This is a genomic window from Leptospira chreensis (assembly GCF_016919165.1).
Classification (GTDB): Bacteria; Spirochaetota; Leptospiria; order Leptospirales; family Leptospiraceae; genus Leptospira_A; species Leptospira_A chreensis.
Genome location: NZ_JAFFPS010000053.1, coordinates 99,462 through 123,233, shown reverse-complemented (window position 1 = coordinate 123,233; position 23,772 = coordinate 99,462). Strand labels below are relative to the sequence as shown.

24 protein-coding genes are annotated in these 23,772 nt (G+C 39.3%); 16 read left to right on the top strand and 8 right to left on the bottom strand.

What is annotated here, in order from left to right:
• Together JWG41_RS14555 and JWG41_RS14550 are read left to right on the top strand one after the other, a co-directional pair.
• A partial coding sequence (locus JWG41_RS14555; RefSeq protein WP_232374021.1) for a phosphoribosyl-AMP cyclohydrolase occupies positions 1–634 on the top strand: 634 nt, incomplete at its 5' end.
• Between the two features lie 2 nt (positions 635–636).
• A complete protein-coding gene (locus JWG41_RS14550) occupies positions 637–993 on the top strand; it encodes a rhodanese-like domain-containing protein (RefSeq protein ID WP_205270648.1) in 357 nt (118 codons plus the stop codon).
• Positions 994–1,064: 71 nt separating this feature from the next.
• Here the strand turns inward: JWG41_RS14550 and JWG41_RS14545 are convergent, their stop codons facing one another.
• Positions 1,065–1,538 (bottom strand): nuclear transport factor 2 family protein, encoded by a 474-nt coding sequence (locus JWG41_RS14545; RefSeq protein WP_205270647.1) that lies wholly within the window; start codon positions 1,536–1,538, stop codon positions 1,065–1,067.
• Between the two features lie 51 nt (positions 1,539–1,589).
• Between JWG41_RS14545 and JWG41_RS14540 the strand changes: the two genes are divergently transcribed.
• Positions 1,590–2,111 (top strand): SRPBCC family protein, encoded by a 522-nt coding sequence (locus JWG41_RS14540; protein ID WP_205270646.1) that lies wholly within the window; start codon positions 1,590–1,592, stop codon positions 2,109–2,111.
• Between the two features lie 11 nt (positions 2,112–2,122).
• Here JWG41_RS14540 and JWG41_RS14535 read toward each other — a convergent pair whose 3' ends face one another.
• Complete coding sequence (locus tag JWG41_RS14535; RefSeq protein ID WP_205270645.1) at positions 2,123–4,000, bottom strand: alpha/beta fold hydrolase; 1,878 nt, start codon at positions 3,998–4,000, stop codon at positions 2,123–2,125.
• 91 nt (positions 4,001–4,091) lie between these two features.
• Between JWG41_RS14535 and thyX the strand changes: the two genes are divergently transcribed.
• The 4 genes from thyX to JWG41_RS14515 are packed head-to-tail and all read left to right on the top strand — an operon-like array spanning position 4,092 to position 8,471.
• A complete protein-coding gene (thyX, locus tag JWG41_RS14530) occupies positions 4,092–5,015 on the top strand; it encodes an FAD-dependent thymidylate synthase (RefSeq protein WP_205270644.1) in 924 nt (307 codons plus the stop codon).
• Between the two features lie 48 nt (positions 5,016–5,063).
• Complete coding sequence (locus JWG41_RS14525; protein ID WP_205270643.1) at positions 5,064–5,777, top strand: FecR family protein; 714 nt, start codon at positions 5,064–5,066, stop codon at positions 5,775–5,777.
• The gene (locus tag JWG41_RS14520) at positions 5,774–7,171 is read left to right on the top strand and encodes a hypothetical protein (protein WP_205270642.1); all 1,398 of its coding nucleotides are present in this window, start codon (positions 5,774–5,776) and stop codon (positions 7,169–7,171) included. The genes JWG41_RS14525 and JWG41_RS14520 overlap by 4 nt, the downstream gene beginning before the upstream one ends.
• Before the next feature lie 10 nt (positions 7,172–7,181).
• A complete protein-coding gene (locus JWG41_RS14515) occupies positions 7,182–8,471 on the top strand; it encodes a protein-disulfide reductase DsbD family protein (RefSeq protein WP_205270641.1) in 1,290 nt (429 codons plus the stop codon).
• Positions 8,472–8,580: 109 nt separating this feature from the next.
• On the opposite strand, the gene JWG41_RS14510 is transcribed toward JWG41_RS14515, so the two are convergent.
• A complete protein-coding gene (locus tag JWG41_RS14510) occupies positions 8,581–9,522 on the bottom strand; it encodes an NAD(P)H-dependent flavin oxidoreductase (RefSeq protein WP_205270640.1) in 942 nt (313 codons plus the stop codon).
• Between the two features lie 18 nt (positions 9,523–9,540).
• Positions 9,541–9,837, bottom strand: a complete 297-nt coding sequence (locus tag JWG41_RS14505) for a hypothetical protein (protein WP_205270639.1) — start codon at positions 9,835–9,837, stop codon at positions 9,541–9,543.
• 34 nt (positions 9,838–9,871) lie between these two features.
• Here JWG41_RS14505 and JWG41_RS14500 point away from each other — a divergent pair, with 34 nt between their 5' ends.
• Positions 9,872–11,824: a PP2C family protein-serine/threonine phosphatase gene (locus JWG41_RS14500; protein WP_205270638.1), complete on the top strand. Its 1,953-nt coding sequence runs from the start codon at positions 9,872–9,874 to the stop codon at positions 11,822–11,824.
• Positions 11,825–11,908: 84 nt separating this feature from the next.
• On the opposite strand, the gene JWG41_RS14495 is transcribed toward JWG41_RS14500, so the two are convergent.
• Together JWG41_RS14495 and JWG41_RS14490 are read right to left on the bottom strand one after the other, a co-directional pair.
• Positions 11,909–12,946, bottom strand: a complete 1,038-nt coding sequence (locus tag JWG41_RS14495) for a zinc-binding dehydrogenase (RefSeq protein WP_205270637.1) — start codon at positions 12,944–12,946, stop codon at positions 11,909–11,911.
• A complete protein-coding gene (locus JWG41_RS14490; protein ID WP_232374025.1) occupies positions 12,943–13,485 on the bottom strand; it encodes a hypothetical protein in 543 nt (180 codons plus the stop codon). Before JWG41_RS14490 ends, JWG41_RS14495 begins: the two co-directional genes overlap by 4 nt.
• 161 nt (positions 13,486–13,646) lie before the next feature.
• On the opposite strand from JWG41_RS14490, the gene JWG41_RS14485 reads away from it, so the two are divergent.
• The 7 genes from JWG41_RS14485 (at position 13,647) to JWG41_RS14455 (ending at position 20,879) form a co-directional block, all read left to right on the top strand.
• Positions 13,647–14,465 carry an adhesin OmpL37 family surface protein gene (locus JWG41_RS14485; protein ID WP_205270635.1) on the top strand — a complete coding sequence of 273 codons (819 nt, stop codon included), beginning with the start codon at positions 13,647–13,649 and terminating at the stop codon, positions 14,463–14,465.
• 2 nt (positions 14,466–14,467) lie between these two features.
• Entirely contained in the window at positions 14,468–15,130 is a 663-nt protein-coding gene (locus JWG41_RS14480) for a rhomboid family intramembrane serine protease (protein WP_205270634.1), read from the top strand.
• Positions 15,130–16,572, top strand: coding sequence for an MDR/zinc-dependent alcohol dehydrogenase-like family protein (locus JWG41_RS14475; protein ID WP_205270633.1), 1,443 nt, complete (start codon positions 15,130–15,132; stop codon positions 16,570–16,572). The genes JWG41_RS14480 and JWG41_RS14475 overlap by 1 nt, the downstream gene beginning before the upstream one ends.
• Before the next feature lie 4 nt (positions 16,573–16,576).
• Complete coding sequence (locus JWG41_RS14470; RefSeq protein WP_205270632.1) at positions 16,577–19,027, top strand: hypothetical protein; 2,451 nt, start codon at positions 16,577–16,579, stop codon at positions 19,025–19,027.
• Entirely contained in the window at positions 19,024–19,446 is a 423-nt protein-coding gene (locus JWG41_RS14465; RefSeq protein WP_205270631.1) for an NUDIX domain-containing protein, read from the top strand. The genes JWG41_RS14470 and JWG41_RS14465 overlap by 4 nt, the downstream gene beginning before the upstream one ends.
• On the top strand, positions 19,439–20,584 hold the full coding sequence (locus JWG41_RS14460) for a carbon-nitrogen hydrolase family protein (protein WP_205270630.1): 1,146 nt from the start codon (positions 19,439–19,441) through the stop codon (positions 20,582–20,584). Before JWG41_RS14465 ends, JWG41_RS14460 begins: the two co-directional genes overlap by 8 nt.
• A 97-nt stretch (positions 20,585–20,681) precedes the next feature.
• Positions 20,682–20,879 (top strand): hypothetical protein, encoded by a 198-nt coding sequence (locus JWG41_RS14455; RefSeq protein ID WP_205270629.1) that lies wholly within the window; start codon positions 20,682–20,684, stop codon positions 20,877–20,879.
• On the opposite strand, the gene JWG41_RS14450 is transcribed toward JWG41_RS14455, so the two are convergent.
• Positions 20,876–22,003 (bottom strand): hypothetical protein, encoded by a 1,128-nt coding sequence (locus tag JWG41_RS14450; RefSeq protein WP_205270628.1) that lies wholly within the window; start codon positions 22,001–22,003, stop codon positions 20,876–20,878. The genes JWG41_RS14455 and JWG41_RS14450 overlap by 4 nt on opposite strands.
• On the bottom strand, positions 22,000–22,620 hold the full coding sequence (locus tag JWG41_RS14445; RefSeq protein ID WP_205270627.1) for a hypothetical protein: 621 nt from the start codon (positions 22,618–22,620) through the stop codon (positions 22,000–22,002). The genes JWG41_RS14450 and JWG41_RS14445 overlap by 4 nt, the downstream gene beginning before the upstream one ends.
• 67 nt (positions 22,621–22,687) lie before the next feature.
• On the opposite strand from JWG41_RS14445, the gene prfA reads away from it, so the two are divergent.
• On the top strand, positions 22,688–23,749 hold the full coding sequence (prfA, locus tag JWG41_RS14440) for a peptide chain release factor 1 (RefSeq protein ID WP_205270626.1): 1,062 nt from the start codon (positions 22,688–22,690) through the stop codon (positions 23,747–23,749).
• Positions 23,750–23,772 lie beyond the last annotated feature (23 nt).

Here is a 23,772-nt window from a genome sequence, read left to right as displayed (position 1 = left end):
CTACGGATATTTTATCTGTGGAGACAAGTGTATGATCCAACTTCCCTCAGGCAAAGAAATCACAATCATTTCCAAACCTTCCTTAGATTCTAACGAAGTCAGTTTACGGGTGGTTGGTTCTAAAGAAGCTCAAGACTTTGTAGATCGTTTTGAGTTTGGAAAAAAACAATTGTTTGTTGATTGCGATGAAGATGCTTTATTAGAAATTGACCCGAGTCTCAATTTAGAAACCAAACGTTTGTTATGGGAATCGGGAAAATTGAAATTCACGGAAGAAGAGTGGAAGGCCTTTCAAGAAACCATCCCACCCCTTTCTCCATTTTTGGCACAGGACCTTTCTGGAAAGGATTTGATGTTGGCTTGGGGAAAAAAGGAAAGTCTTTTGTCAGCAGTGGAATCAGGACTTGGAACTTACTTCAGTCGGTCTCGGAATGGAAAGTGGGTGAAAGGAGAAGAGTCCGGCCACCTTCAAAATTTATCTGCCATCTATGTACATTCGAATCCATTTTTTATCCAATACATTACAGGCCAAATCGGTGCGGCTTGCCATACAGGTTATTATTCTTGTTTTTTTCGTGAACTCGGTCCCAATGATTCTATTTCCTTCGTCTATTCTAACAAAGTAGGAGTTTAGTTTTGAATCGAATTGTCATCATCGTATTAGTAATTGTTTGTGTTGTTTTTATCGTTTATAAATTAAAATCTTCGTTAGGTGCAAACCAATCCCAATTAAAAGAAAAAATTGATGGCGGAGCTCTCGTGGTCGATGTAAGGACAGTCACAGAATTCCAGTCAGCTCATTTTCCCGGAGCCATCAATATTCCAGTAGATCAGGTATCGAAACGCCTGGATGAATTTGGGGATAAGAACCGAGCCATCATTGTGTATTGTGCTTCTGGTGGTCGGAGTGGAAGTGCGAAATCTTTTTTGGAATCCGTCGGATATACTGACGTAGTCAATGCGGGTGGACTTTCCAATATGCCAAACCCGTAGATGAATTCCTTGCATTAGGAATCCTTTGAAATTATTCATAGGGAAGAGTGCTCCCTTCCCTATACAAAAAACTACATTCGTTTGCGTTTCATATACAATTGTAAGCCAGTCAATGCTTCCTTCTTTACTTTGTTTCCAAGAGCCGGCCACCAACCAAGAAAATAACCAACAGGACCCATAGCCATTCCTAACCATTTCCACATGGAAAAATGATCTTTGTGGATGAGGATCTTTCCTTCTTTAAATGTAAAATTTGCATGGATTTTATTTTGTATCGTTCTACCGGTTTTGCTAAAACTATAATCCGCTTCCCAGTCTGCTGAACCTTTGTTATCATCTGCTTTGATATTAGAAAAACGAATGGTTAGATTTTGACTTTTTTCGATTAACATAAGCCACATAGCCACCGCTTCCTTCCCTTTCAAATGACCAAAGGCAGGATCTTGGAATTCGATATCGGGATGGTAAAGGGAGACCATAGTCTGGCCATCCTTGTTTTGGAAGGCTGTGTAAAACTTTTGAATTAACTCTTCATTTGCATGCATTGTGGAAAAGATTATGATTGATCATTGGAAGACTTAGCAAGAAAAAAAGTTATGAAACGAATTGTTCTCTTTGCTTTTGGAACCAGTTTTTTACTCATCGGGCTTGTTGTTCTTTTTTTAGCCGTGGGTTATTTCCAAGATCCCAAATTTCATGCGGAAACCAGTGAATGGCTAAAGGCAGAACCGGAAGACATTTGGAACTATGTTACCGACATTAAAGACCTTCCGAATCGCAGAAAGGAAGTGGTCGCTATCAAAATTTTGGAAACTAGACCTGACGGGACTGTGACGAAGTGGGAAGAAACACCAGATATGGGTGGGTATATGATTTTTGAACTTCGCGAATTCATACCAAACAAACGTTGGAAAATTGAACTCACAGATGCGAGTTTTAAAATGCGCGGGTCTTGGTCTTACACTTTGGAACCAAAGATTCCAGGAACCGTGGTGACCATAAAGGAAGATTCGGAGATTACAAGTATTCCTGTAAGAGGGGCCTATTTCCTGGCCGGTCGCGATGCCACTCTCCAAAAAGAGATGGAACTCATTCGCAACCGGTTTAGCGGTCGTTAGGGGAATTTAGATTATTTTAAACCTTGGATCCATTCATCGATCCCTTTACAAATCTTTCTAACCGTTTCCCCGTGAAAGATAATCCCAAGGTGACCTTGTTCATAATAAGTGATCACCTTGTTTTCTGATTTTAGGTCTTTCAGTTCTGTGAGACTTTCTTCTGGAACAATTTTATCAACCGTACCTACCACACTGTAAATGGGCATATTGAAATTGTTTAAGAAGTTTTCAGTATAATTGATGCGACCGTCATTGGACCAGAAACTTCTCTCATTGGAGATTTGGCTTTGGAAAAATTGCATAATCACAGAAACCGATTCTTCGCAAAACACATCTTCCATGAGAAAGTACCACTCGGGAGGTGTGATTTCTTTATAACCCACAAAGTCTTTGATAGTTAAAACTTTGGTTCCAATATTGTAACTAAAACTTCTTAAACTGGAATGTAGGTTTAGAATCAATTTAAAGAACTTTTTTAAGTCAATGGTTTGGATGGTGGCTTGCATGGAAAAACTTGCCATACTCAAAATCATATCGGAAATCATTTTGTGTGGAAGCAAACTGAATCCACGTTTCAAAGTATCCAATCCAATGAAGTTGGATTTCAAACTAATGTAGTTAGGCGAAGTGATGGAAACAATCCCCGCAATGTATTCTTCTGGTTGGGGTAAATTGAATTCTTCTTTGAGTTCTTTGATTTTTTCATAAGAAGAAACATAAAAACGAGGAATCATTCCCCCCATACTGTGACCAAGAACAACAGTTCTTTCACTGGGATAATGCCAACGAATCCAACGAAGGATTTCTGGAAAATCATCTTGGATGTAATTATCAACCGTCCATCCTTCTTTTTTTCCATGTTTAGGCATGGTTTGTCTGGACCTTCCTCGCATATCCATTAGGAAAACTCGGTATCCATATTTAAGTGCAAGTTCTTTTGCCAGTTTGTCCATCACGGAACGCCGGCAGAAAAATCCAGGAATCAGTAATAGGTTCTTACCTGTATTGTTTAGTTTTTCAGGAGTAAAACTTTTGAGGGATACCGCATAACCATCAGTAGTTGGTATGATAAAAGAGGCATCCATTCTATATTCAATGTTGTATTGGTGAGATTTGAATATAATGGATGTGACCGGTTCTTTTTGGTCTTTGGTTGTGGTATAAAATAAGTTTCTAGAATTAGAAACAGTATCGGCCTTTTCGATATTCTTTTGGGCAATGTAATGGTCGTTACCTGATTCCATTTCCTTTGCCACAACAAATTCGATCACATCAAACAAAGAATAGAGTTGGAGAGTGAGCGGACGAATTTTGTCTTCCGGAATCGGATCTTTGGTTATTCCCCACAAAATCCCAATAGGGTTTTCGTTCACAAAAAGAGGAATTCCAATCGCATGGTTCATGGTTTCTGAGAGTAAAACTTTTTTCTCAGGATGGATTTCTTGCTGTTTCAAATTGATGAAGATGACTTCCGGTCTTAGGCCCTTATTGAAATCAATGATGGACTTACGAATGAATCCTGCTGATTCGTTACGCGGATCTCCCAAGTGGATGGGGCGAGATTTTTTAATGTATTCTTCGATCCCAGGGATACGACGACGCTCCGCAATTTCTTTCAGTTTGAAGTGAGTGGCAGTAGCCACAATTTTCATTTCATCTTGGTCGATGACTTCAAAAATCGAAAAATTAAAAATGGGGTCATCGTTGAAGTCCACGAGAGAAACCATTTTATTTGTGAAAGACTGCCAAATATTTTCCAAAAATTGGAACGTCGTTTTTGGGACCGGAAAAATATAGATTTTGTCCGGGTTCACCATGAGACTTTTATTGCTGTCTCGGGAGGAAATTTTGATCAAACGATCTTCCAACGAATTTTCTTCAAGTGCCATTTAGCATCCTTTCTATTTATAAGGCGATACGGTACGCTATAACTCTATTTTCGACTTTTCATCTGCCTGTGAACTAAAAAATAAAGCTAATATGCAACAATCTGATTTCGAATCCATTTCAAGAGTTTCCGTTCCCGAATTAGACTCTATTTTAGGAAAACCATTCCCTGTTTTGGACGACGGATTTGTCAGACTCGTTGATTACATGGGATCTGATGAATCAATCGTTCAGGCAGCACGCGTTTCGTACGGAAAAGGCACAAAAAAGGTAAGTGAAGACCGAGGTCTCATTCGGTATTTGATGCGCCACCGCCACAGCACTCCTTTCGAAATGTGCGAACTAAAGCTACATGTTCGTGTTCCTATGGACACATGGCGTCAGTGGATTCGCCACCGTATGGCAAATGTCAATGAATACTCTACGCGTTACTCCGTAGCCATCGACTCCGCACAAACCACACTTCCTGGAGAATGGCGAATCCAATCACTGGGAAACAAACAAGGGAGTAGCGGATATTTAGAATCATCTAAAGGTGACCACCTAACAAAAAGAGAAACGGAATACCAAAAATTTGCTTCTGAAATTTATAATGAAAGATTGGAGATGGGGGTAGCTCGGGAACAAGCAAGAAAGGATCTACCACTCGCAACTTATACGGAAGCGTATTGGAAAATAGACCTTCATAACTTACTGCATTTTTTGGCACTTCGAATGGATGACCATGCACAATTAGAAGTTCGTTTGTTTGCCAAAACCATTGGAGAGCAAATCGTACAAAAATGGGTTCCAAATGCTTGGGAAGCTTTTGTTGATTATCGTTTGAATGCGGTGAACCTCACTCAGTATGATGCGGAAATCATCCATGCTCTGAACACTTCTGGAAAAGAAGGTGCCAAGAAAAAAGCAATCGAATTTGGGTTGTTAGATGAACAAGGAACCACAGCGAAAAAAAGTCGCGAACGTGAAGAATTGGAAACTAAACTGAAAGGTATGGGAATTTCGATTCCCTGGTAAATTAAGCTACAACCGAATTCTGTAATTCGGTTGATAATTTTTTTCCTTATGATTGTTAGAGAGATTATGAGCCTCAGAATCTCTCTAATCCTTACTTCCTTAATCCTGACCAGCGTTTCCCTCTCTGCAGAAGAATTTGCCGTGGCAACGTTTACCCGTGGGAAAGTCAGTTTTTTATCTTCCACAGATTCTTCCAAACTTTGGAAGACACTGAAAGTCAACGATATCCTAAAACCCGGCGATAGAATCAAAACAGGGAATGGATCCAAAGTTGATTTCCTCTACCAAGAAACGGAAATTCGAATCCAACCTAACACAGACTTTACATTGAAAGAATGGAATTCCGAAAATAAAGTCGCAAAAGCCTATGTTGAAAAAGGGGCAGCCTGGTTTCGGGTAAGCAATTTCAAAAAAGGCAGTTTTGAGGTTTCCACACCTACAACAACTGCCGGTGTACGCGGGACAGCCTTTGGCGTGTTTTACGAAGAGAAGGAAAAAAAAGGTTACACTTGCGTTTGTGAAGGTCTTGTCAATATCAACGGATCTGAATTTGCAAAAGGTAGCGGTGGGGCATTGAAAATGGGTGCCACAGAAATTGAAAAAAATGATTACAAAGATATAATCACTAAGGAAGGTGCTACCATCAAGTTTAGAGAAAAACGAAAAGAGATGCCAATGTTGTCTCGATGCCTTCCTTGTCATAAACCTGTAGGTTGGGAAGATTCTAGTTTTACTCCGGACGAAACTTACGGTAAAAAGTGAAATTATATTTCCGATTCTTTGTTCTTATCTGTATCTTCACCTATCCTATACTAGGTGAAGAAGTTGTTACAACCAAAAAAGACGAACCTGATGGCTACTATGGACTCAAACTAGGAGCCATTTTAACTCCCACAGCATCCTACCGCATTCGAGATAAGGCCTCAGGAACAACGGACTTATCTCCATCAGATAAAGCAGGGTTTTCAATGCCTTGGACAATGATTACAATGTCGAAAGAATGGGAAGACACGGGTATTAAAGCTGAGTTTTGGGGAGAAATTCTCCGAAACGATGCCCTTACTAATGATACTTTAGCAGGTACTGGCAATAAGTCCAATCCTTATGTATTTCTTGTTAGGCGAGCAAATATCGCGAAAACTTTTGAACTAGGAAATACAAAACACCAAATTCAATTTGGAATGTTTGAATTACCTCATATGTTTTCTGTTTGGTCAGGAAACTATGATTGGCGTTATTTTGATAAGTCACCATTAGAATCCATGGGATTCGCAAAAGATCCAGTGGATCTTGGAATCAATTATATACTTCGTTGGAAATCCTTTTCTGTCCAAACCGCTGTCGTCAACGGAGAAGGTTACCGCAATACACAAAATACAACGAATACAGGATATGATGTCATCGGTAAACTAGGATGGGATCCCACTTGGTCCGAAAATCTAAAAACGGGACTTCATGTTTTGGGAAGAGCATCGAATGCATTCGGTTATGCGAGTGATGAATGTAGAGAAGGTAAAACAAGTTGCCTTGCTAGTGATGGAAACCCGGCCACTAGAAAGCAGGGAAGTGTTTCCCTAAACCAAGAACAGGTGGTGGCAGTCGAATCCCACCTAGTTTGGAGAGAGATCCTAAACCTAGGCCTTGGAGGAATGGTAAAAAAACGTCTGGGTGGGGAAATTGTAGATCGTTTGTCTCCTTACTCACCAGCTACGAAAATCGCAGAATCGACGGGTCGCGGAGCCTATCTTTGGGCCGGACTTGGAAATGGAACTCTTCGTATCGTAGCCAGAGGAGAAATTGCCACAGGTGGCCCAGCTCCTGGCCTCCAAACAACGGAAACGGTAGAACGAGAGCCTTGGCTCCGATTCAAACCAGGAACTGTTGATCCTCTCTATTCGAACCAATCTTATTATATCAGTCGGCAAATCTTTGGGGAATGGTTCATCACCCCATCAGCACGGCTTGCTTTGGGATATACGGAAGTTCGTTCGTATGATTCTAAAGGAGATCCAAATAAATGGTATGTAGACAGTACCGGGGAGGCATCAAATCGTGTCGAATATATAGAACAGTTTTCCAAACCTGTTTCGCATCCGATTTCCGAATATGGAAGATTGGATCGAAGTATTGTTTTGAAAGCCACAGCTACGTTCTAAGACAGAGTGTATGGTATCTGAAATCCAATCCTTTATTGAAGCCCAATTGTCTTCGGGTTCTTTTTCCTTTTTTAGTATTTTCTTTTTAGCCTTAGGCGGACTTTTGGCAGGGCTTTTGCCCTGTGTCTATCCGTTGTATCCCATCACTGCTGGTATCTTAAAGTCCCGTGTTTCCAAACACAAATGGTCTCATCCACTGGTGTATTACATTGGGCTTGCAACAATGTATGCTGTATTTGGGCTAATTGCTGGTTTCAGTGGCGGTGCTTTTAATTCTTTTTTGCGTTACCCAGAAACGTTAGTGGTTCTCGCTATTTTATTATTCATTTTAGGTTTGAGTGTTGCCGAATTTTTATACTTTCCTTTTTTCTCCGGTGATTTAAGAAATTCAGTAAACGTAAGTTATGCGAATACTTTTTTTCTGGGGGTGGGTGCAGGCCTTCTTTCCTCACCTTGCGTAGGACCTGTGGTGGTTTCTATCTTGGTACAGCTCATTACTTACCAAACGGAAGGTTTTAGTATTTTGCCGATCCTTTTCACCTCTTTAAAAATGTTTGTTTTTGGTTTGGGTCTTGGGATTCCTTTTTTACTCATTGGAGTTTTTGGTTTTGCCTTACCAAAGTCTGGTAAGTGGATGAAATCGGTGCAATGGATTCTTGCCCTCCTCATTTTATATTTTTCTTATAACTATTTAGAAAAGGCTTTTGAACTTTGGGGATTGGATTCGAGTTTGTCGGCAAAAGTATTTTTCATTTGGACTTTGGCATTAGGCTTTCTCTACTTACAAAAGAAAGAAGGCCTTCCTTGTGAGAAAATGAAACTCGCATTGTTACAAATGGGAGCCTATACCTCGCTCGTTGTTCTTATTCTACTTTTGCTACCTGCAACTTTTAAATTCTCCTTGGTGTCATCGGGTAAGGGATCCAATTCAGTGCTCACAGAAGTGCATGGGAATTTAGAATGGAACCGGTCAAAAGAGGAAGTGTATCAGCTCGCCAAAGAAACTGGAAAACCGATATTTATTGATTTTTATGCAGACTGGTGTACGAACTGTAAAGAGTTTCAAAAACTCACTCTTTCCCATAAAGAATGGAATGAAACCTTAAAAAACAAAGCCATTCTTTGGAAGGTTTATGACACAGATCCTATCTTTGAAGAATTTGCAAATGATCCGAACTATCCGGAATTGAAAATCGGCTTACCATTTTTTCTAATCCTCAATCCAGAGGGAAAAATGATTTATAAATCAAATGATTATTTAGATACCAAAGGAATGATGGAAGCCATTCACAAATTTTAAGTTTTTAATTTATTTCGGAAAGGGGATTGGGTTAAAAAAGGTGAATCAGAATCTCTGGGAGTAGGTGCAAAACGAACCGGTCGATCTGACCGATTCGCATTATCTTTGTTTAGCGAGGAAGATTGTTGACAGTTGCCAAGTATTCGCTAGCAATCTCTTTTACGATTTCGCCAGCTGGTTTGACTTCATGGATTTGTGCCACACCTTGGCCAGCAGACCAAATGTCTCTCCAGCGTTTGTATTCCTGCTCAATGGCTTTTTCGCCCCCAGCATGACCAGCCGCAATTTTTTTAGGACCGTCTTCTAAAATTTCAGGGGAACGTTCTACTGATTTTGATAACCAATTGGCAGGGATTCCTGAAATTTTTTCTGTGTAAACAATTTCATCCGGGCTTGAATCAATTAACATCTGTTTGTATTCACTTTGCGCTTTGGATTCAGGTGTTGCGATAAATCGAGTTCCGATATAAACTGCATCTGCTCCCAAAGATAAAGCTGCTGCCATTTGTGATCCGGTAGAGATGGCACCAGCAGCAATCACTGGCAAACCAACTTCCTTTTTTAGATAAGGAATGAGAGCAAAAGGAGTGATGGCACCGGCGTGTCCACCAGCACCTTGGGAAACAGCGATGAGAGCATCTGCCCCAGACTTAGCTACAATGTTTGCATGTTTTAAAGTGGTCACATCACAAAACAAAGTGGATCCATTGGATTTGATTTCTTTTGCGATGGTTCTCGGAGTTCCAAGACTTGTAATGATAAGTTCTACTTTTAAATCCATAACCACTTCAAACTGTTTTGCCCAATTGGGATTATGTTCTTTGTGAAGGATGAGGTTGACCCCGATTGGTTTTTTGGTTTTGGAACGAATTTCTAAGATGCCTTCGCGGAGTTGTTCCGGGGTTCTATAGTTCAAAGAAGGAAAACATCCAATTCCTCCCGCTTCGGAAACTGCTACCACTAACTCCGGGTAGGAGACGAGGAACATGGGGGCTGCGATGATCGGTAGATCAATTTTCAACATTTCACTGATTTTTGTTTTGATTTTCATAAATCTCCTGTTATACGATTATGGTTGGGCCGGTTTTGGAATCAGATTGGGTAATTCAGCAGGATATCTTCCTGTACGAGGGATACAACTCATCGCAAAACCTTGGATAATGTAACAGATAGAATCTTTAGAAATACACTTCAAAGATTTCTGGTGTTCTTGTCCGTCAATTTCCGTGGCGATGGAATAACATTCCATTTTGTCTTCCATGAATAGTTCTTGGGGAGTTTTCTCTTCTTGGGCCATAAGTGCCGTAAGAGACAATAATAGGAAAGTGAGTAGGTAAAAAAATGATAGGAATCGATTGCGATTCATTGAACGTATCCTGCTATCCTATAGGAATAAAATTTTGAAAGAAGTCAAATCATATAAATCGATTCATACTCTCTCACAGTTTGTTCTTTATTTAGGGTTTGTGGTTTTATTTTCAAGTTGTTTGGACTTACATTCGGAAGTCAAACCGGACCACCAATTCCAACAATCCATTTACCTTCTGGATCGGTATTACTTTTGGTCTTCCGAGGAAGTATCAGACCCAAATTCTATTCCTAACAATGTTTGGCGAAAAATGCAACCCAATCAGTTGGGAATGGAATCCAAAGAGAGCCAATATCTATATGTTAAATTTAGTGATCAATTTGTAAGACAACTCAAAAGTCCGGTTCTTTCCGTTGAGATCGCTTTGGAGCAATTTAAAATTTTTCAGGGTAGTGAATTGGTTTTTGAATCCAAACTCCAAGATCATATTTTTCCCTATATCATCCCTTTAAAACAAAATCCTTCTGGTTCACTCATCATCCAATTTCAATCTAGATATCATGGTTTTATCGGAATGGATCGGGAAGTATATTTTAAAGATCATTCCATGGCGCTTGTTGATTTGTTTATTGATAATTTTTCAGAAACTTTCTTCGCACCGATTTTATTAATTCTTTCCACTGTTTTCCTTGGGTTTTATTTTCTAAGAAAGAGAGAAATCATATTTCTGAATTTCGCCACTCTTTTGTTTTCTGCATCTCTAGTTGAGGTACTCAACGGTTTTGTTGGATTCGCCTTGAACCAGTTTTCCTATTTTGTCATTCCGCTGACCTTTATCAATTTTGCTTTTTTCCCCTTTGCCCTTTTACTTTTTTTGATTGGGATTTTTCCTCCATTCTTTCGAAATCTTTTTAAGGTAATCGCCGGCCTCCATCTGATTGTTTTTTTTATATCGCTTGTGAGTAGTTACGAGGATGGGATCTCTTTTCTGAATAGCGAAGATGATTATCATTGGATCATAGTATTAGAAGCGATCGGTGCCATTTTTTCTTCTGCTTATGTTCTAATCAAAGGAAATAAAAATCTACGGACGATTACTTTAGGATTGTTGGCCATCATCATTGCAGGCCTACATGATATTTTAGTAGATCTTGAATGGATTCGGTACGGACATCGAATGATCCATTATGGTTTTATTATTATGTTAGTGTTGTTTGGATTTTTTGTTTTTAAACACTATTGGGATTTGTTACATTCCATTAGCAGGATGAATGCCGAATTACGAAATAAAAATAAAGAACTACAAAGATTAATCCAAATTGATAAGGATTTGGCTTTGGCTCATGCACTCCAGAAATCATTATTATCCTCCAAGTATAATGAAGATGAAAAGATTCGTATCATTGGTTTTTCGCAAAACTTAGAGTCGGTGGGCGGAGATTATTTTGACCATACCAAAGATAGTATGGGAAATTGGGCCATCCTGATGGCAGATGTTTCTGGGCATGGAATTTCTTCGGCTATGGTGGCCGCTATGTCGAAGATGGCCTTTGTGGGAGCTTCCGCCTATTTACAATTTCCATCGCGAGTGTTTCATTCGATGAATCGGCATTTGGTGGGAAAAACAAAAAACCTCTTCATTACCGCTTCTTATCTATTTATTGATACAGAATCTTATACTGCCACATTCAGTAATGCCGGCCACCCAGGATTTTTTCTAATTCGAAATTCGGAATCAGATGTCATTCAATGGAATGTCAAAGGGAAACCTTTGGGTTTGTTCTCTCATTTACCTTATGCCGAGGAGACGATGAAACTGGAATCCGGTGACAAAATCTTACTCTACACCGATGGAATTTTTGATTTGTTAAATGATGTCGGTGAAAGTTTTGGCGAAGAGAGACTCAAATCATTGTTATGGGACAATCGATACCAACAAATCCAAGAACTGGCAAAGATAGTCCAAGATTCGCTCTTTCGATTCTCGGTCGGCTGGAAATACCAAATGGATGATTTGAGTTTTCTCTTAGTAGAGATTAAATAGAAAGCAGTCTAAATTCTAAACTTGGAACCATCTTCATGGAACCCAAAACTTTTAGGTTGAAACCAACAAATTTAAATCCAGAACTTATAATTCTGGATTGATGATAAACCGGATCGGATTTCCTTTTTTTTCTTCCAAGGCATGTAAAAACTCATTTGTTTCTTCTAACTTATGAACACCGCTGATGGACTTTGTTAAACTTAACTTTTTATCTTTATAGAGTTGGATGAGTTCAGGGATGGCCCTTCTATCAGAACCATAAGAACCTGTGATTCTGATTTGTCGTTCGATGAGAAAAAACGGCATGGGGATTTCTAATTTGATTCGGCCGATACCCACGAGCACAATCCTACCCCCGCGGCTCATAGCACGAACAGAATTTTCGACATTGGGCATATGTCCAGAAAAGTCGCATAACAGATCTATACCGCCCGATTTTTCTTTTAGAACCTTTCCCACTTGCATATTTTTTTCAACGAGTATGAGTTCGTCGGCCCCGTACGCTTTTGCATTTTCTAAAGACCCACTATCAATATCCACGGCAAAGATACGACCTGCTCCCAGTGCCTTGGCAATGGCTACCGCATGGATTCCGAGGCCACCACAACCAATGATGGCAACTGTATCCCCCGGTTTGATTTCTCCTTGGTATTTGACGGCATGGTAGGGAGTGGAAACGGCATCGGCAAGAATGGCGCCTTCTGTAAAAGGAATTTCGTCAGGTAACTGGTGTAAATATCGTTCTTCGATTTGTAAATATTCCGCAAATCCACCCCGCTGGTTGAATCCAAGAACTCCAATCTCTTCACAAAGATTTTCCCTATTCGCCAAACAGTGTTTACATTTTCCACAAGAAGTGCCGGCGCTAACAACCACCCGGTCACCTTTTTTAAATTTGGTGACTTGTTCTCCGATTTCTTCCACAACTCCGGAAGTTTCATGGCCTGGAACACAAGGAGTATAACTTGCTTTCATCTTTCCATGAAGAACAAGGTGAATGTCTGACCCACAAATTCCGCAGGCTTTGACTTTGATTTTTACTTGGTTGGGAAGAAGGGAAGGGAGATCTAATTCTTGAATTTCAAGAGATCTGGCACCGGCGGGCAAAACTGCTGCTTTCATTGAAAGATTCCATCTAACTCCGACAACATGTCGCTTGCATCCGTTTCATTTAATTGTTCTAACGTTACTTCGATTGTATCAGAGAGGTAGTATTTATAATTTTTATATGTAGATAAAAAAGTTTTTAGTTTTTCTTTTTCATCTTCAGAAAGTCGATTTTCCATATTGAGTTTGCACAATGCTAGAACACCAAATGCAGACTTTAGTTCATCCGAATTCGAAGCGATGGTAAACAATTCGCGAATATCCAATTCAACAAATGTGGGAAGTAAATCGGAGATCAGTTCCATGGCACCGATGGGAATGGCACGGTCGAGTGACTTGACATAATTCAACAGAACCCGATAACTTTTAGAATCACCCACGTAGGAGAGAAGGTAAACCATACCGGATAATAATACTTTATGATATCCCCAACTCAGTCGACCAGAGTCGGCTTCTCGAATGATTTGGTAGATCATAGTCCAGGTGTTTTTATCACCATCCGCAGCTAATTTCATTAAATCCAAAAGACGTGATTCCCAGACCGGTTGGTCCATTTCGGATTTCAGGAGGTCAATGGCTTCCGAAGGGGAAGTTGGTAGTGATCCTAACTTTTGCACAGGTTCCTCTCGACATAATTCTAGAATATGAGACGTAGATGTCTTTTCTTTTTTATCATGCTAATGTTTTCTGCGTACGACCGAAACTATTTCCATAGATGAAACGTTTTTCGGTAATACTACTACTCTTCTTGACAGCAATCGGAGAGATGACACCGGATCAGTCCAGTTCCAAGGCAACTCAGTTAATTCGTGTTAGCTACGGGCTTAAGGACAACTACGAGTTTCTACGCATTCTAAATTCTACAATCAGCAATCGAGGAACAGAAGACCAAAAAAAATACTTCAAACGTTGCGTACAACACCATATAGAATCAGAAATTCTCCATTTACAAATGGATTTGGGGCGTTCCTACGCGGAACTCAGAAGGACACAAGGGTTACTCATCCAACTTTACATTCATGTTTTGGAAGATGAAATTGAAGAACTGGAAATTGAATTGGGACGGCTTGCTAGACTTGCCAATGGAAAGGAAAAAACAGAAACTAAATCTTATCTTAGATTAGGGTATCGTGAAATCGCCGTTGCCAAACAGAAACTAATTATCGGAAAAAACATCCGACCTTATTTGTATTTGATGAAACTCCAAGAGTTGGCATATTCTCTGAAGTCCCTCAAACAAGCGGAAAAGTACATTGTCCTTCTTGGACTTTTACATGATTCAGTCGATGAATTCGATAAAGAAAGCCGAACTTTTGCGGAAATGGTTCATGAAGTCAACAGGATCATCTTTTCGGACCGCGAAAAGTATTTACGACTACTCTACGATAGTCATTTTGATTCTTATGGGGCTTTGGATTATTATGAACTCATTTGGAAACAACCGGACTTACATGAATTGGCAGCAGGGATTCCTGGTTTTGATCCTTCCTACGTAAGAAACCCCGAAGAACCAAAACGTCCCACATTTAAATAGTTATGCGATCATTTCTTTGGGAATTCCCACTCACTGCTGGATTTTCATTATTTCTTTTTTTGTTGTACCCCGTTGTTTCTATTTTTTTTCCGGAATTGGTTGGAGTTTACTTTATTGCAACACCGGGAGAATTCGAACCAATCAATTGGATTCTTTCTACTTTCTTTCACGGATCTGGTGCTCATCTTTTATCCAATTTGTTTTTCCTCTTACTTCTTGGTCGGGTGGTTGAGAACCGAGTTGGTAAGAGTAAGTGGTTATTGTTTTATTTTATGGCCGGCCTATTGTCTGTGTTAGGTGATGCAGTGGTAAGAGGTCTCATTTTAGGTGATCGAACTCCGATTGTGGGGGCAAGTGGCGCCATCTCCGGTTTGGCATCGGCTGCCACTTTACTTTCTCCTTTTCGTTTTCCAATTTCGAAAAGAAGGTCCATTCCTTTTCCCGTATTTCTATTTGGTTGGATGATGGTATATTCGGATGTTACTAATTTGTTTGCACGTGACCAAGTGGCTCATTGGGCGCATTTAGGTGGATTTTTTTCTGTCTTTGTTACCAGTTACTTGCTTGGTGATAACGAGAGACGAGAAATTAGACAGGCCTTTCTTTTGAACTTTACCTTTTTTACATTGACGATCATTCTTCTTTTTTTTATCAACAATAGGTAATGAACTTAAAATTTCGAGCGAAGGATTATACATCCGATGACTCGTTTGAATCCGCAGAATACGAGTATTTTGGAACGGAAACGGAAGGTTGGGAAATCAAACGCAATGGCCAACCCTATCTCCAATTAGGCCCGGGTTATATCCCTCTCAAAACCATATCCTGTGGAGTTTGTTCTACCGATATTGACAGACGTTTTTTGCCTTTCCCTCTTCCTCAAATCATTGGGCATGAAGTCCTTGCCGAAGGTCTTGGTGAGAACCAAGGCAAACAATTTGTAGTCGAAATTAATGATACCTTCGAAGCTCGCGGGGACAAAAACCCAGATGCATTCTGTAAGGAAGGGATCCCAACCCATTCCCCTGAAAGGCGAGTGCTTGGAATTGATCGGCTTCCTGGTGGATTCGGTCCGTATATTTTAGCTCCGATTCATGCCGCGATTTCGCTCGAGGGAGTTTCTCCAAAAGCAGCAGTTCTTATGGAACCTTTTGCGGCGGCATTACAAGCAATCCTTGCTTCCCCTCCCAAACCAGGAGACCATGTAGCGGTCCTTGGACCTCGTCGTTTGGGGAGTTTGATTTTAGCTGCTCTCGCTTCTTATCGAAAAACAAATGGAGCGGATTTTCGCATAACGGCAATCACTCGCCACGATCATTTGGTTACTTTGTCAAAAGCTATGGGTGCCGACGAAGTTGTTGATCTTCGCAAAACGGAGATTACGGAACTTAAAAATAAGTTTGATATAGTTTATGACACAACTTCCACCACTTCTGGATTTGAATCTGCATTGCAGATTGCTAAACGCGAAGTCCATCTCAAAACAACCAATGGTCAAGTGATGGCAGGCATTGCTCATTTGACAGAACTTGTTGTTGATGAACTTTCGATCCTTCCTTATTCAGAATCTAATTCATTGTTTCATTGGAAAAAGGAAACTCGCAAAAACCAAAACGTATTTCTATTTAGCGGAGTTTCTGAAACGATCAAAGAGAATCTAAAAAAACATTTCACTGTATTTGAAGGAAATGCAACGCAAGCAGAAACTATCTTAAGTTCGGCTGCATTCTCCGATCGGCTGCCAAGATTTGACTTCGTTGTTGTTTCCAATCCGGAAGAATTGAGTCTTGCCATCAGACCGAACCCGAATCATGAAAACTCATTGGTGCGCCCAAGGGGTGCCATTCTAATTGACCCTACTCATGGAAATGGATGGGCAGAAGAGACAAACTTGGTCGCTAAGTTTTTTGCTGAGGGAAAAGAAATTCATAGTTCTCGATGTGGAGATTTTCATATGGCCATCTCCTTACTTCGCGACAATCCAAACATTACTCATGCATTGGAAACCAATTTGATTTCACATCGTTTTTCTTCTGACCAATTGGAAGAAGCGTACGCAACAGCAAAAGATCCGTCGAGTGTTAAGGTAGTGGTTGATTTTAAATAACTCTATGCCAGAAAAAAAAGAGATACATACATCGCTCGGACCAGTCCTCGTTCCCGTAGAAGATGGACTTTGGGAAATAGATCTCACACACTTAAGGATCTTTTTTGGACTTTCTATTCTTTCTCGAACCATCGGAGAAGAGATTGGCAACCAATTACATTCTCTTCCCGGTGATTTGTCTTTTACTTACAAAATCAATCCCAACATCAATCACGAATTGGTGGATATGCATATCCAACATGTGCAAGTATTCGCTAGAGCGGGGATTTTAAAAGACTGGGTATTATTCCGGGAACAATTCGAAGAAAACTTACGTTTCGTATTCGGTTCCTTCCAACAGCAATCTGTAGCAAAAAAAATTCACCCGGAATTTTACGGTGAAGATCCTAACCGTAATTCGTCTGTAGCATTGCTATTTCCCTTTGAAACCGAATTTGTTCACGATTCTGGTTATTACATTTTGATGGAAAGGGTTGCTAGCCAATATCGAATTGGTGATTTTTTTCTTCGCATAACAATTGATACCCAGGAAGACGGATGTTTGAATTTGGCAAATATCAAACATGAAATCATTAGCGACGCTCATACAAGAACATATATTGCAGGGGCCTCCAAAATTAGTGAATCACTCAGCAATGGAATGATTAATGCCGCCCAGAAAGGGGAAACCTTTTACGAAGAGGAAAATAGTCATTTTAGTAAAGTATTTTCTCAAATTGAAAAAACGCCACTTGGTAAACTCACAAATATAAATTTCTATTGGGAAGAACAATACCGGAGTTTGATTTTAAGTTCGGATCCTAGTGTTTCATTATCGATTCTAAAAAAACTTTTTCTTTTACTCGAAGATTCTTCTGCTTCGAAAAAAATCAAAGAGGGAAATACCATCCGTGCTGTCATTGGAAAGGTTTCTGTTTATGTGGATCTTTCTCGTTTAGATCGTGTTTTGAATTTTAGTATCAATCAGAAAAGAACCTTACTTGATTCTTCCTTCTATTTGAAACGGATGCCGATGTTGGAAGAAATTGCAAATTCGCATGGGCATAATTTTAGTTTTGAAGGTGTACATATTTTTTTGATTCACCACATTACTTCAGAAATCATTTCACTCATAGAAACCTTCCGACGGCTTAAGGCAAATTCTTTGGATGTCGCCTTCGTTAAGTATGGTGGTAATATCCCTCCTGTGTATTTGGATATTCTTTTGGATATACCAACAGAAATGTTTTTTATGGCCGGTCTTGAATTCAAACTCACAAAAAACAATACTCCTTATTATGGTGTATCCCCTTTGTATAGTGATTTTGAAGTTCACGCTACTTTCCGTCATAAACTAGAAGATGCTAAATTAGGTTTTTTTGATGCGATGAGACGATTGGCCGTATTTTTGTTTTTAAATAAATTACTGTCTACCATTCAAAAAAATGAAAAACTAATTTTGATTGAAGATGGCGGTTATGTAGCCCCCATTTTAAACGAACGTGCATTAGATGGAGTTTCATTTGGAGCTGTTTTGGATGAATTTTGGGTAGAAACAAAAGATCGTTCTATCCGAGAAAAATCATTCCAGGAAATTCTGAAATCTCATGTGATCGGAACTGTGGAACATACTCGAAACGGATATGATCGTTTAGTAAAAGTGAAAGCGGATAAAAAATCTTTGTTTTTACCAGCTTTTTCGATCGCGATTTCAACGGAAAAAACACAAGAAGAATCGAAGGAAGTAGCTCGTTCCATTTTGAATGCACTGGATAACACTTTGCACGGTATCGGTAAGGTTCTATCAAAACGAAAAGTTCTACTACTTGGATCAAAAGGTAACATTGGTGGTTTTTTAAAACGTTACCTAATCGGTGGATTCCTTCATGAAAACAATTTAGATATTTTAGAAGTAGATCGAAAAATAACGGAAGAATCGAGATACTTAAAATCCGATTTTACTCATCTATCGGATACCGAGTTTACCGAGATCGATTTGATTCTTGGTGTCACAGGGGAATCCATTATTTTACCGAAAACCTGGGAATCCTGGATATTGCATAGCAAACACAAACAATTGTTTATTGCCTCCGGTTCCACTAAAACAGTTGAGTTTGCCGATTTTATCAAATGGACAAACGAACTAAATCTATCGGAAAATCCAAAATTAGGCGGAGAAGATTTGAAAATTTCCTTCTATCGAATTTTAGATCCACAAACACAAATGGACTTGGGTTCCAAAATCATCTTTCGAATTGAGAAAAAACAAATAGAGAAAGAAGTATTTTTAATCAGTGACGGAAGTCCGGTAAACTTTTTATTTTTTGGAGTTCCTACAGAATCAATGGATCCGATCATTTCGCAGTTAGCCAGTGTTTCATTAGGTATGGTGAATGATTATAAATCTAAGAAACTTCCGAGTCCAGATTTGTATGCAGTTGACCACCAAATTAATGTTTGGGGAAAGTTTTTGTGAGTAACCACGGTTTTTTTCAAATTACACAGAAGTTGTTTCTTCGTAACGGAGATCAGTTATTGGTATTACGTGACAGAAAGTCGGGCCATGGAGATCTTCCCGGTGGCCGGATGAACGAAGACGAATTTTTTTCTGATTGGTCTGAGAGTATCTTTCGCGAAGTAACAGAAGAATTGGGAGAACAAATAAAAATTGATGTAAGTCCAGAACCAATTTTTATTCATAAACATATGGTGAATGAAGGGAATATTCCCTGTATCATCATTGCTTATTCAGCCAAACTAGTAGACGGAAACATCCAGTTGTCGGATGAACACGATTTTATGGATTGGGTTGACATCAAAACTTATGATCCATCCAAACTTTTTTCGGAGTATATGTTGGATGCAATCCAACTCTATTTAAAAAAATATGCATAATTTATATGTTCCCCCTTATAAGATTCTCACTTTTCTTGTTTTGTTTGGATTTGGTTATTTTTCAGCATCCTATTTAAAAGACGATCAAACCACTTTACCAAAGTTTGATATTCCGAAACCGGATCTAAGTTTTGACTTTAATTTTGATTTTAACTTTAATTTTAGCAAACCCGAAGTCGATGAAGAGATTTCCAAACCCACAAAACCTTGGAATGATGTTACCATTCAAACCAATGGAATTGATCGAAAGTATGGTAATTTAGTTGGAATTCAATTGGTCCTGCAACCAGAAGACTTTGTCAAAGAAGAGTGGTGGAAAGAACGAATTGAAGAAACTTTAAACAAAGGTAAAACAGCCGGAATTTTTGATCGCAAAACAATCATTATTCTTCCAGAACATACTGGAACTGGATTATTGTTTTTAGATGAAAAATCTAGATTTTTGAATTCGGATTCTTTGGAATCAGCTCTAAAGACCAAAGGGGAAAATTTTACAATTTCCGATTTGTTTTATTTGAAAGCAGAAAAAATGGCAGATGTATATGTCCGAACTTTTTCTGAATTAGCAAAACAATACAATGTCCCGATTTTAGCAGGAACGATCATTTTACCGAATCCAAAGATTGTCAAAGGTAGTCTTGTGATCGATCCAAAAGGGCCCTTATACAATGTCGCCATTCCTTTTTCGGCTGATGGAAAGTTAATGGATCCATTGGTTAAAAAATCCATCTTAACAGAAGATGAATTGAAAGTTCTTTCGGCTGGTGAAGCCACTCAGGATCGAGTTTGGATTGTACCAGGTTGGAAGGTTGCCATTTTCATTGGGCAAGAAGTTTTCGATAGTAGTATTTACAACCGTCTTGTGGGAAAACCAATTGATGGTTTGATTTCCCCATCGGCTTCTTATCCTAATATGAAATGGGAATCCTTTGATTTAGAAGATCCTAATATTTGGAAACAAGAAGGGATGGCAAAATTTATCAAATCAACAAAAGCACAAGACCTTGTACAAGTGTTTATGGCTGGGCATTTATATGATAAAAACTGGAATGGAAAAACATTTAACCTGAGAGACTTTTCGAATGAAGATCAGGTGGGATCGGTAGAAACTCCTACGATCTTAAACTTGTACTTTTAATTTTCCGGGATTGTACGGTTTTTTGAATCCTTAATTTTGAGATCGGACCTAAAATCGATTTGACAGGGCATTCCTTTCCCCAAAAATTTTCAGAGTTATGGCACAGAAGTCCCTTCCTAAAAATGAGTTTTATGTAAAATGCCCTTTGTATTCTAAAGGACTCTCCATTTGTCCTAGTTCCAAAGATCGTTTACAATTGGAAGATCTAGAAAGGCTTACTTCTCATTGTATCACTGACACTTACAAAGCTTGTGATATCTTTTCTGCAAAAAAAGAAAAGGAACAGGCAGCTTAGCCATCGTTCATTTTTCTTACTTTTTTGAAATAGTCATAAATCATCCAATCTTCTGCTGAAAAATTAAGATCATCTAACACCAGTTCCCCTCTTTTACTTTCATAAACGATTCGGTCCCCAGCGACTCCCCACAACCTCTCTATAAAAAATGGAAAATGTTCCTTTTTACCAGCAACCTTCCATTTCATCGGTTGGTTGGGATCATTTTGATTGGTAGCAATGAATTCATCTTTCCCACTCATCCTCCAAGAGAATGCTTCGCGAGTCACAATAGGAATTCCTCGATTGATGGAGGGAGTTTTGCCTTGGTGGTAAACAACTTCCTTAAGATAGAGGTCCCCGATTTTTCCACCGACAACATAACCTGAAATTCCATTGTTATAATAAAATCTTGGTAGTACGATATCTTTGGAAAGGAGATTCACTCGTTTTGATTCCAAATTCAAAAAGAATAAATTGTATGATCCTCCAATGCCAGACCATACCAAAAACTCGTTTCCAATGGATGTGATGTGATAATGTGTTTTTAGTTTTGGATAGGGAGTGGGGAAAAGATCGTCATTGATATACTTTTCTGGTTTTGAACTTTTGCCAGTCCTTTCAACGAAGAGTTGGTTTTCAAAGAAGTAAACTAACAAATCCCCTGAATTGGTGATGGTCATTCCGGTTTTGCAAGGGATGTGTACAATGGATTCATGTTCTAAAGAGGAATCGGAAGTGGAGTATCCAAATAAGGCGCAACCTCCATATTGTTTTAACGGATATTGAACGGCCACAAAATTACCGTTAGCTGATATTTGTATCGAATCTGGTCTTAGTTTTAATTCAATGGAGTTTCGACTGTCATTGACCAAGTCTTTAAAATAAAGAGTTTTGTTTTCCGTCCAAACAATTTTGGTTCTATCTTCGGAGAGCACAAACAAACGAGGTTGGTTCGGTTTATTTTTGGAAAGTATTTCTGATGTAGGGCGATTGGCGGAGAGCCTATCCTGTAATAGGACTAAAGCCTTTTCGTATTTTTCTTTGGAGATTAAATCTTCTATTTCGGATACTAACGATTCATGTTTTGATTGGCAAGAGATAAGAAATAAAACAAGAGGGATTAAAAAAGAAAATAATTTCACTGAGACTCCAAAAATTCTCGAATTTCTTCGCCATGGATTTCTTTAGAAAAAAGATCCATGGCTGTTTTGCCAACACGTTTTGTATCATAATAGGCAAAGGTTCCGGTTACTACAGCCCCTCCAATCGGAATCCAACGAGCAAATTGTTTGCGGAGAATGGACTTAGAAATCATCAAACCTAGTTTTTCTAACATTGTTTGAAAAACTCTAACGGTTGTTGGGCGAATCAAAATTTTTAGGGATGATTCTTCTATAATTTTACGAAACACGTGAGCCCCGCCATGTTTAAAAAGGCAATAGAGTAATAATTCTTTTGTGACCTGGACTTCTTTTCCATAAAGGGCGGCTATGTCTAAAATCAAATGGCCCTGGATTCGGTACACAAAAAGTAATTCAGGGAGGATACTCAGAATCCCAAGAGGGCCTGGGGGAAGGGAACAGGTGGCGCTGACGAGCCCTGATTTAAAGGAAGCATTTTGAACCAATTCCTGGATGAGATTGTCTGGAGGTTGGATTGTGGGTGCGTAGGGGCTTCTGTAATCCTCTAAGCCGGCAAATAATTCGACTAGGCCGTCTAAAAAACCTTCGGATTTGGCCTGGGATTGCGTTTCGTTCACGGGTTTCTTAAATCCTCGTTAGATTTTGGTTTATCAAAAACAGGCATTCTATATCCTTTCCATAGACATGATAGATAGATTGAAAAAAATTCAAGAAAAATACCTGCGTATCGAGGATGAGCTCGCTAGAGCCACTTCACCTGATACATTGAAGAATCTATCGAAAGAAAGATCCCGCCTAACGCCCGTATATACAAAAGCCGATGATTATTTGAAAATAACGAAAGATTGCCAGGATGCAAAATCACTTCTTGAGTCCGAAAATGACCCAGACATGCATGCCATGTTGAAATCGGAAATAGAAGAAGGTGAAAAAAAACTAGAAGAGTTAGCAAAAGAACTCGAAATCATGTTATTACCTCCAGATCCAAATTCTGGAAAAAGTATTCTTGTGGAAATCCGTGCCGGAACAGGTGGGGAAGAGTCAGGATTATTTTGTGCACATTTATTCCGAATGTACAACAAGTATGCGGATAAACAAGGAATCAGGACAGAAATCATTGATGCAAGCCCGACAGGTATCGGCGGTTTTAAAGAAATTGTATTTTCTTTAGATGATGATAAGGCCTACGATTTATTTAAATTTGAATCTGGAACTCACCGAGTGCAAAGAATTCCAGAAACAGAATCTGGGGGAAGGATTCATACTTCCGCAGTAACGGTTGCTATACTCCCAGAAGCAGAAGAAAAAGAAGTAGAAATCAGGGAAAGTGACCTAAGAATTGACGTATATCGGTCGTCAGGTGCAGGTGGACAGCACGTAAACACAACTGACTCTGCTGTTAGGATCACCCATATTCCTACCGGTATTGTGGTTGCTTCGCAGGAAGAACGTTCTCAAATCAAAAACCGTGATAAAGCGATGCGAGTTTTACGTGCAAGGATTGTTGACCAAATGGCCGATGCCGCAAAACAAAGCGCAGATGCTCTGAAAAAGGCACAAGTGGGGTCAGGGGATAGGTCGGAACGAATTCGAACTTATAACTTTCCACAAGGTCGTTGTACTGACCATCGTATTGGTTTTACGAGTCATAATTTACCAGCCATTATGGAAGGTGACTTGGACGAATTAATTGATGCTTTGGTGCAAGAAGACAGATCCAAAAGACTCGCAGAAGCGAAAGCCTAAAAAAGATTTCAAATTTGTTTGAA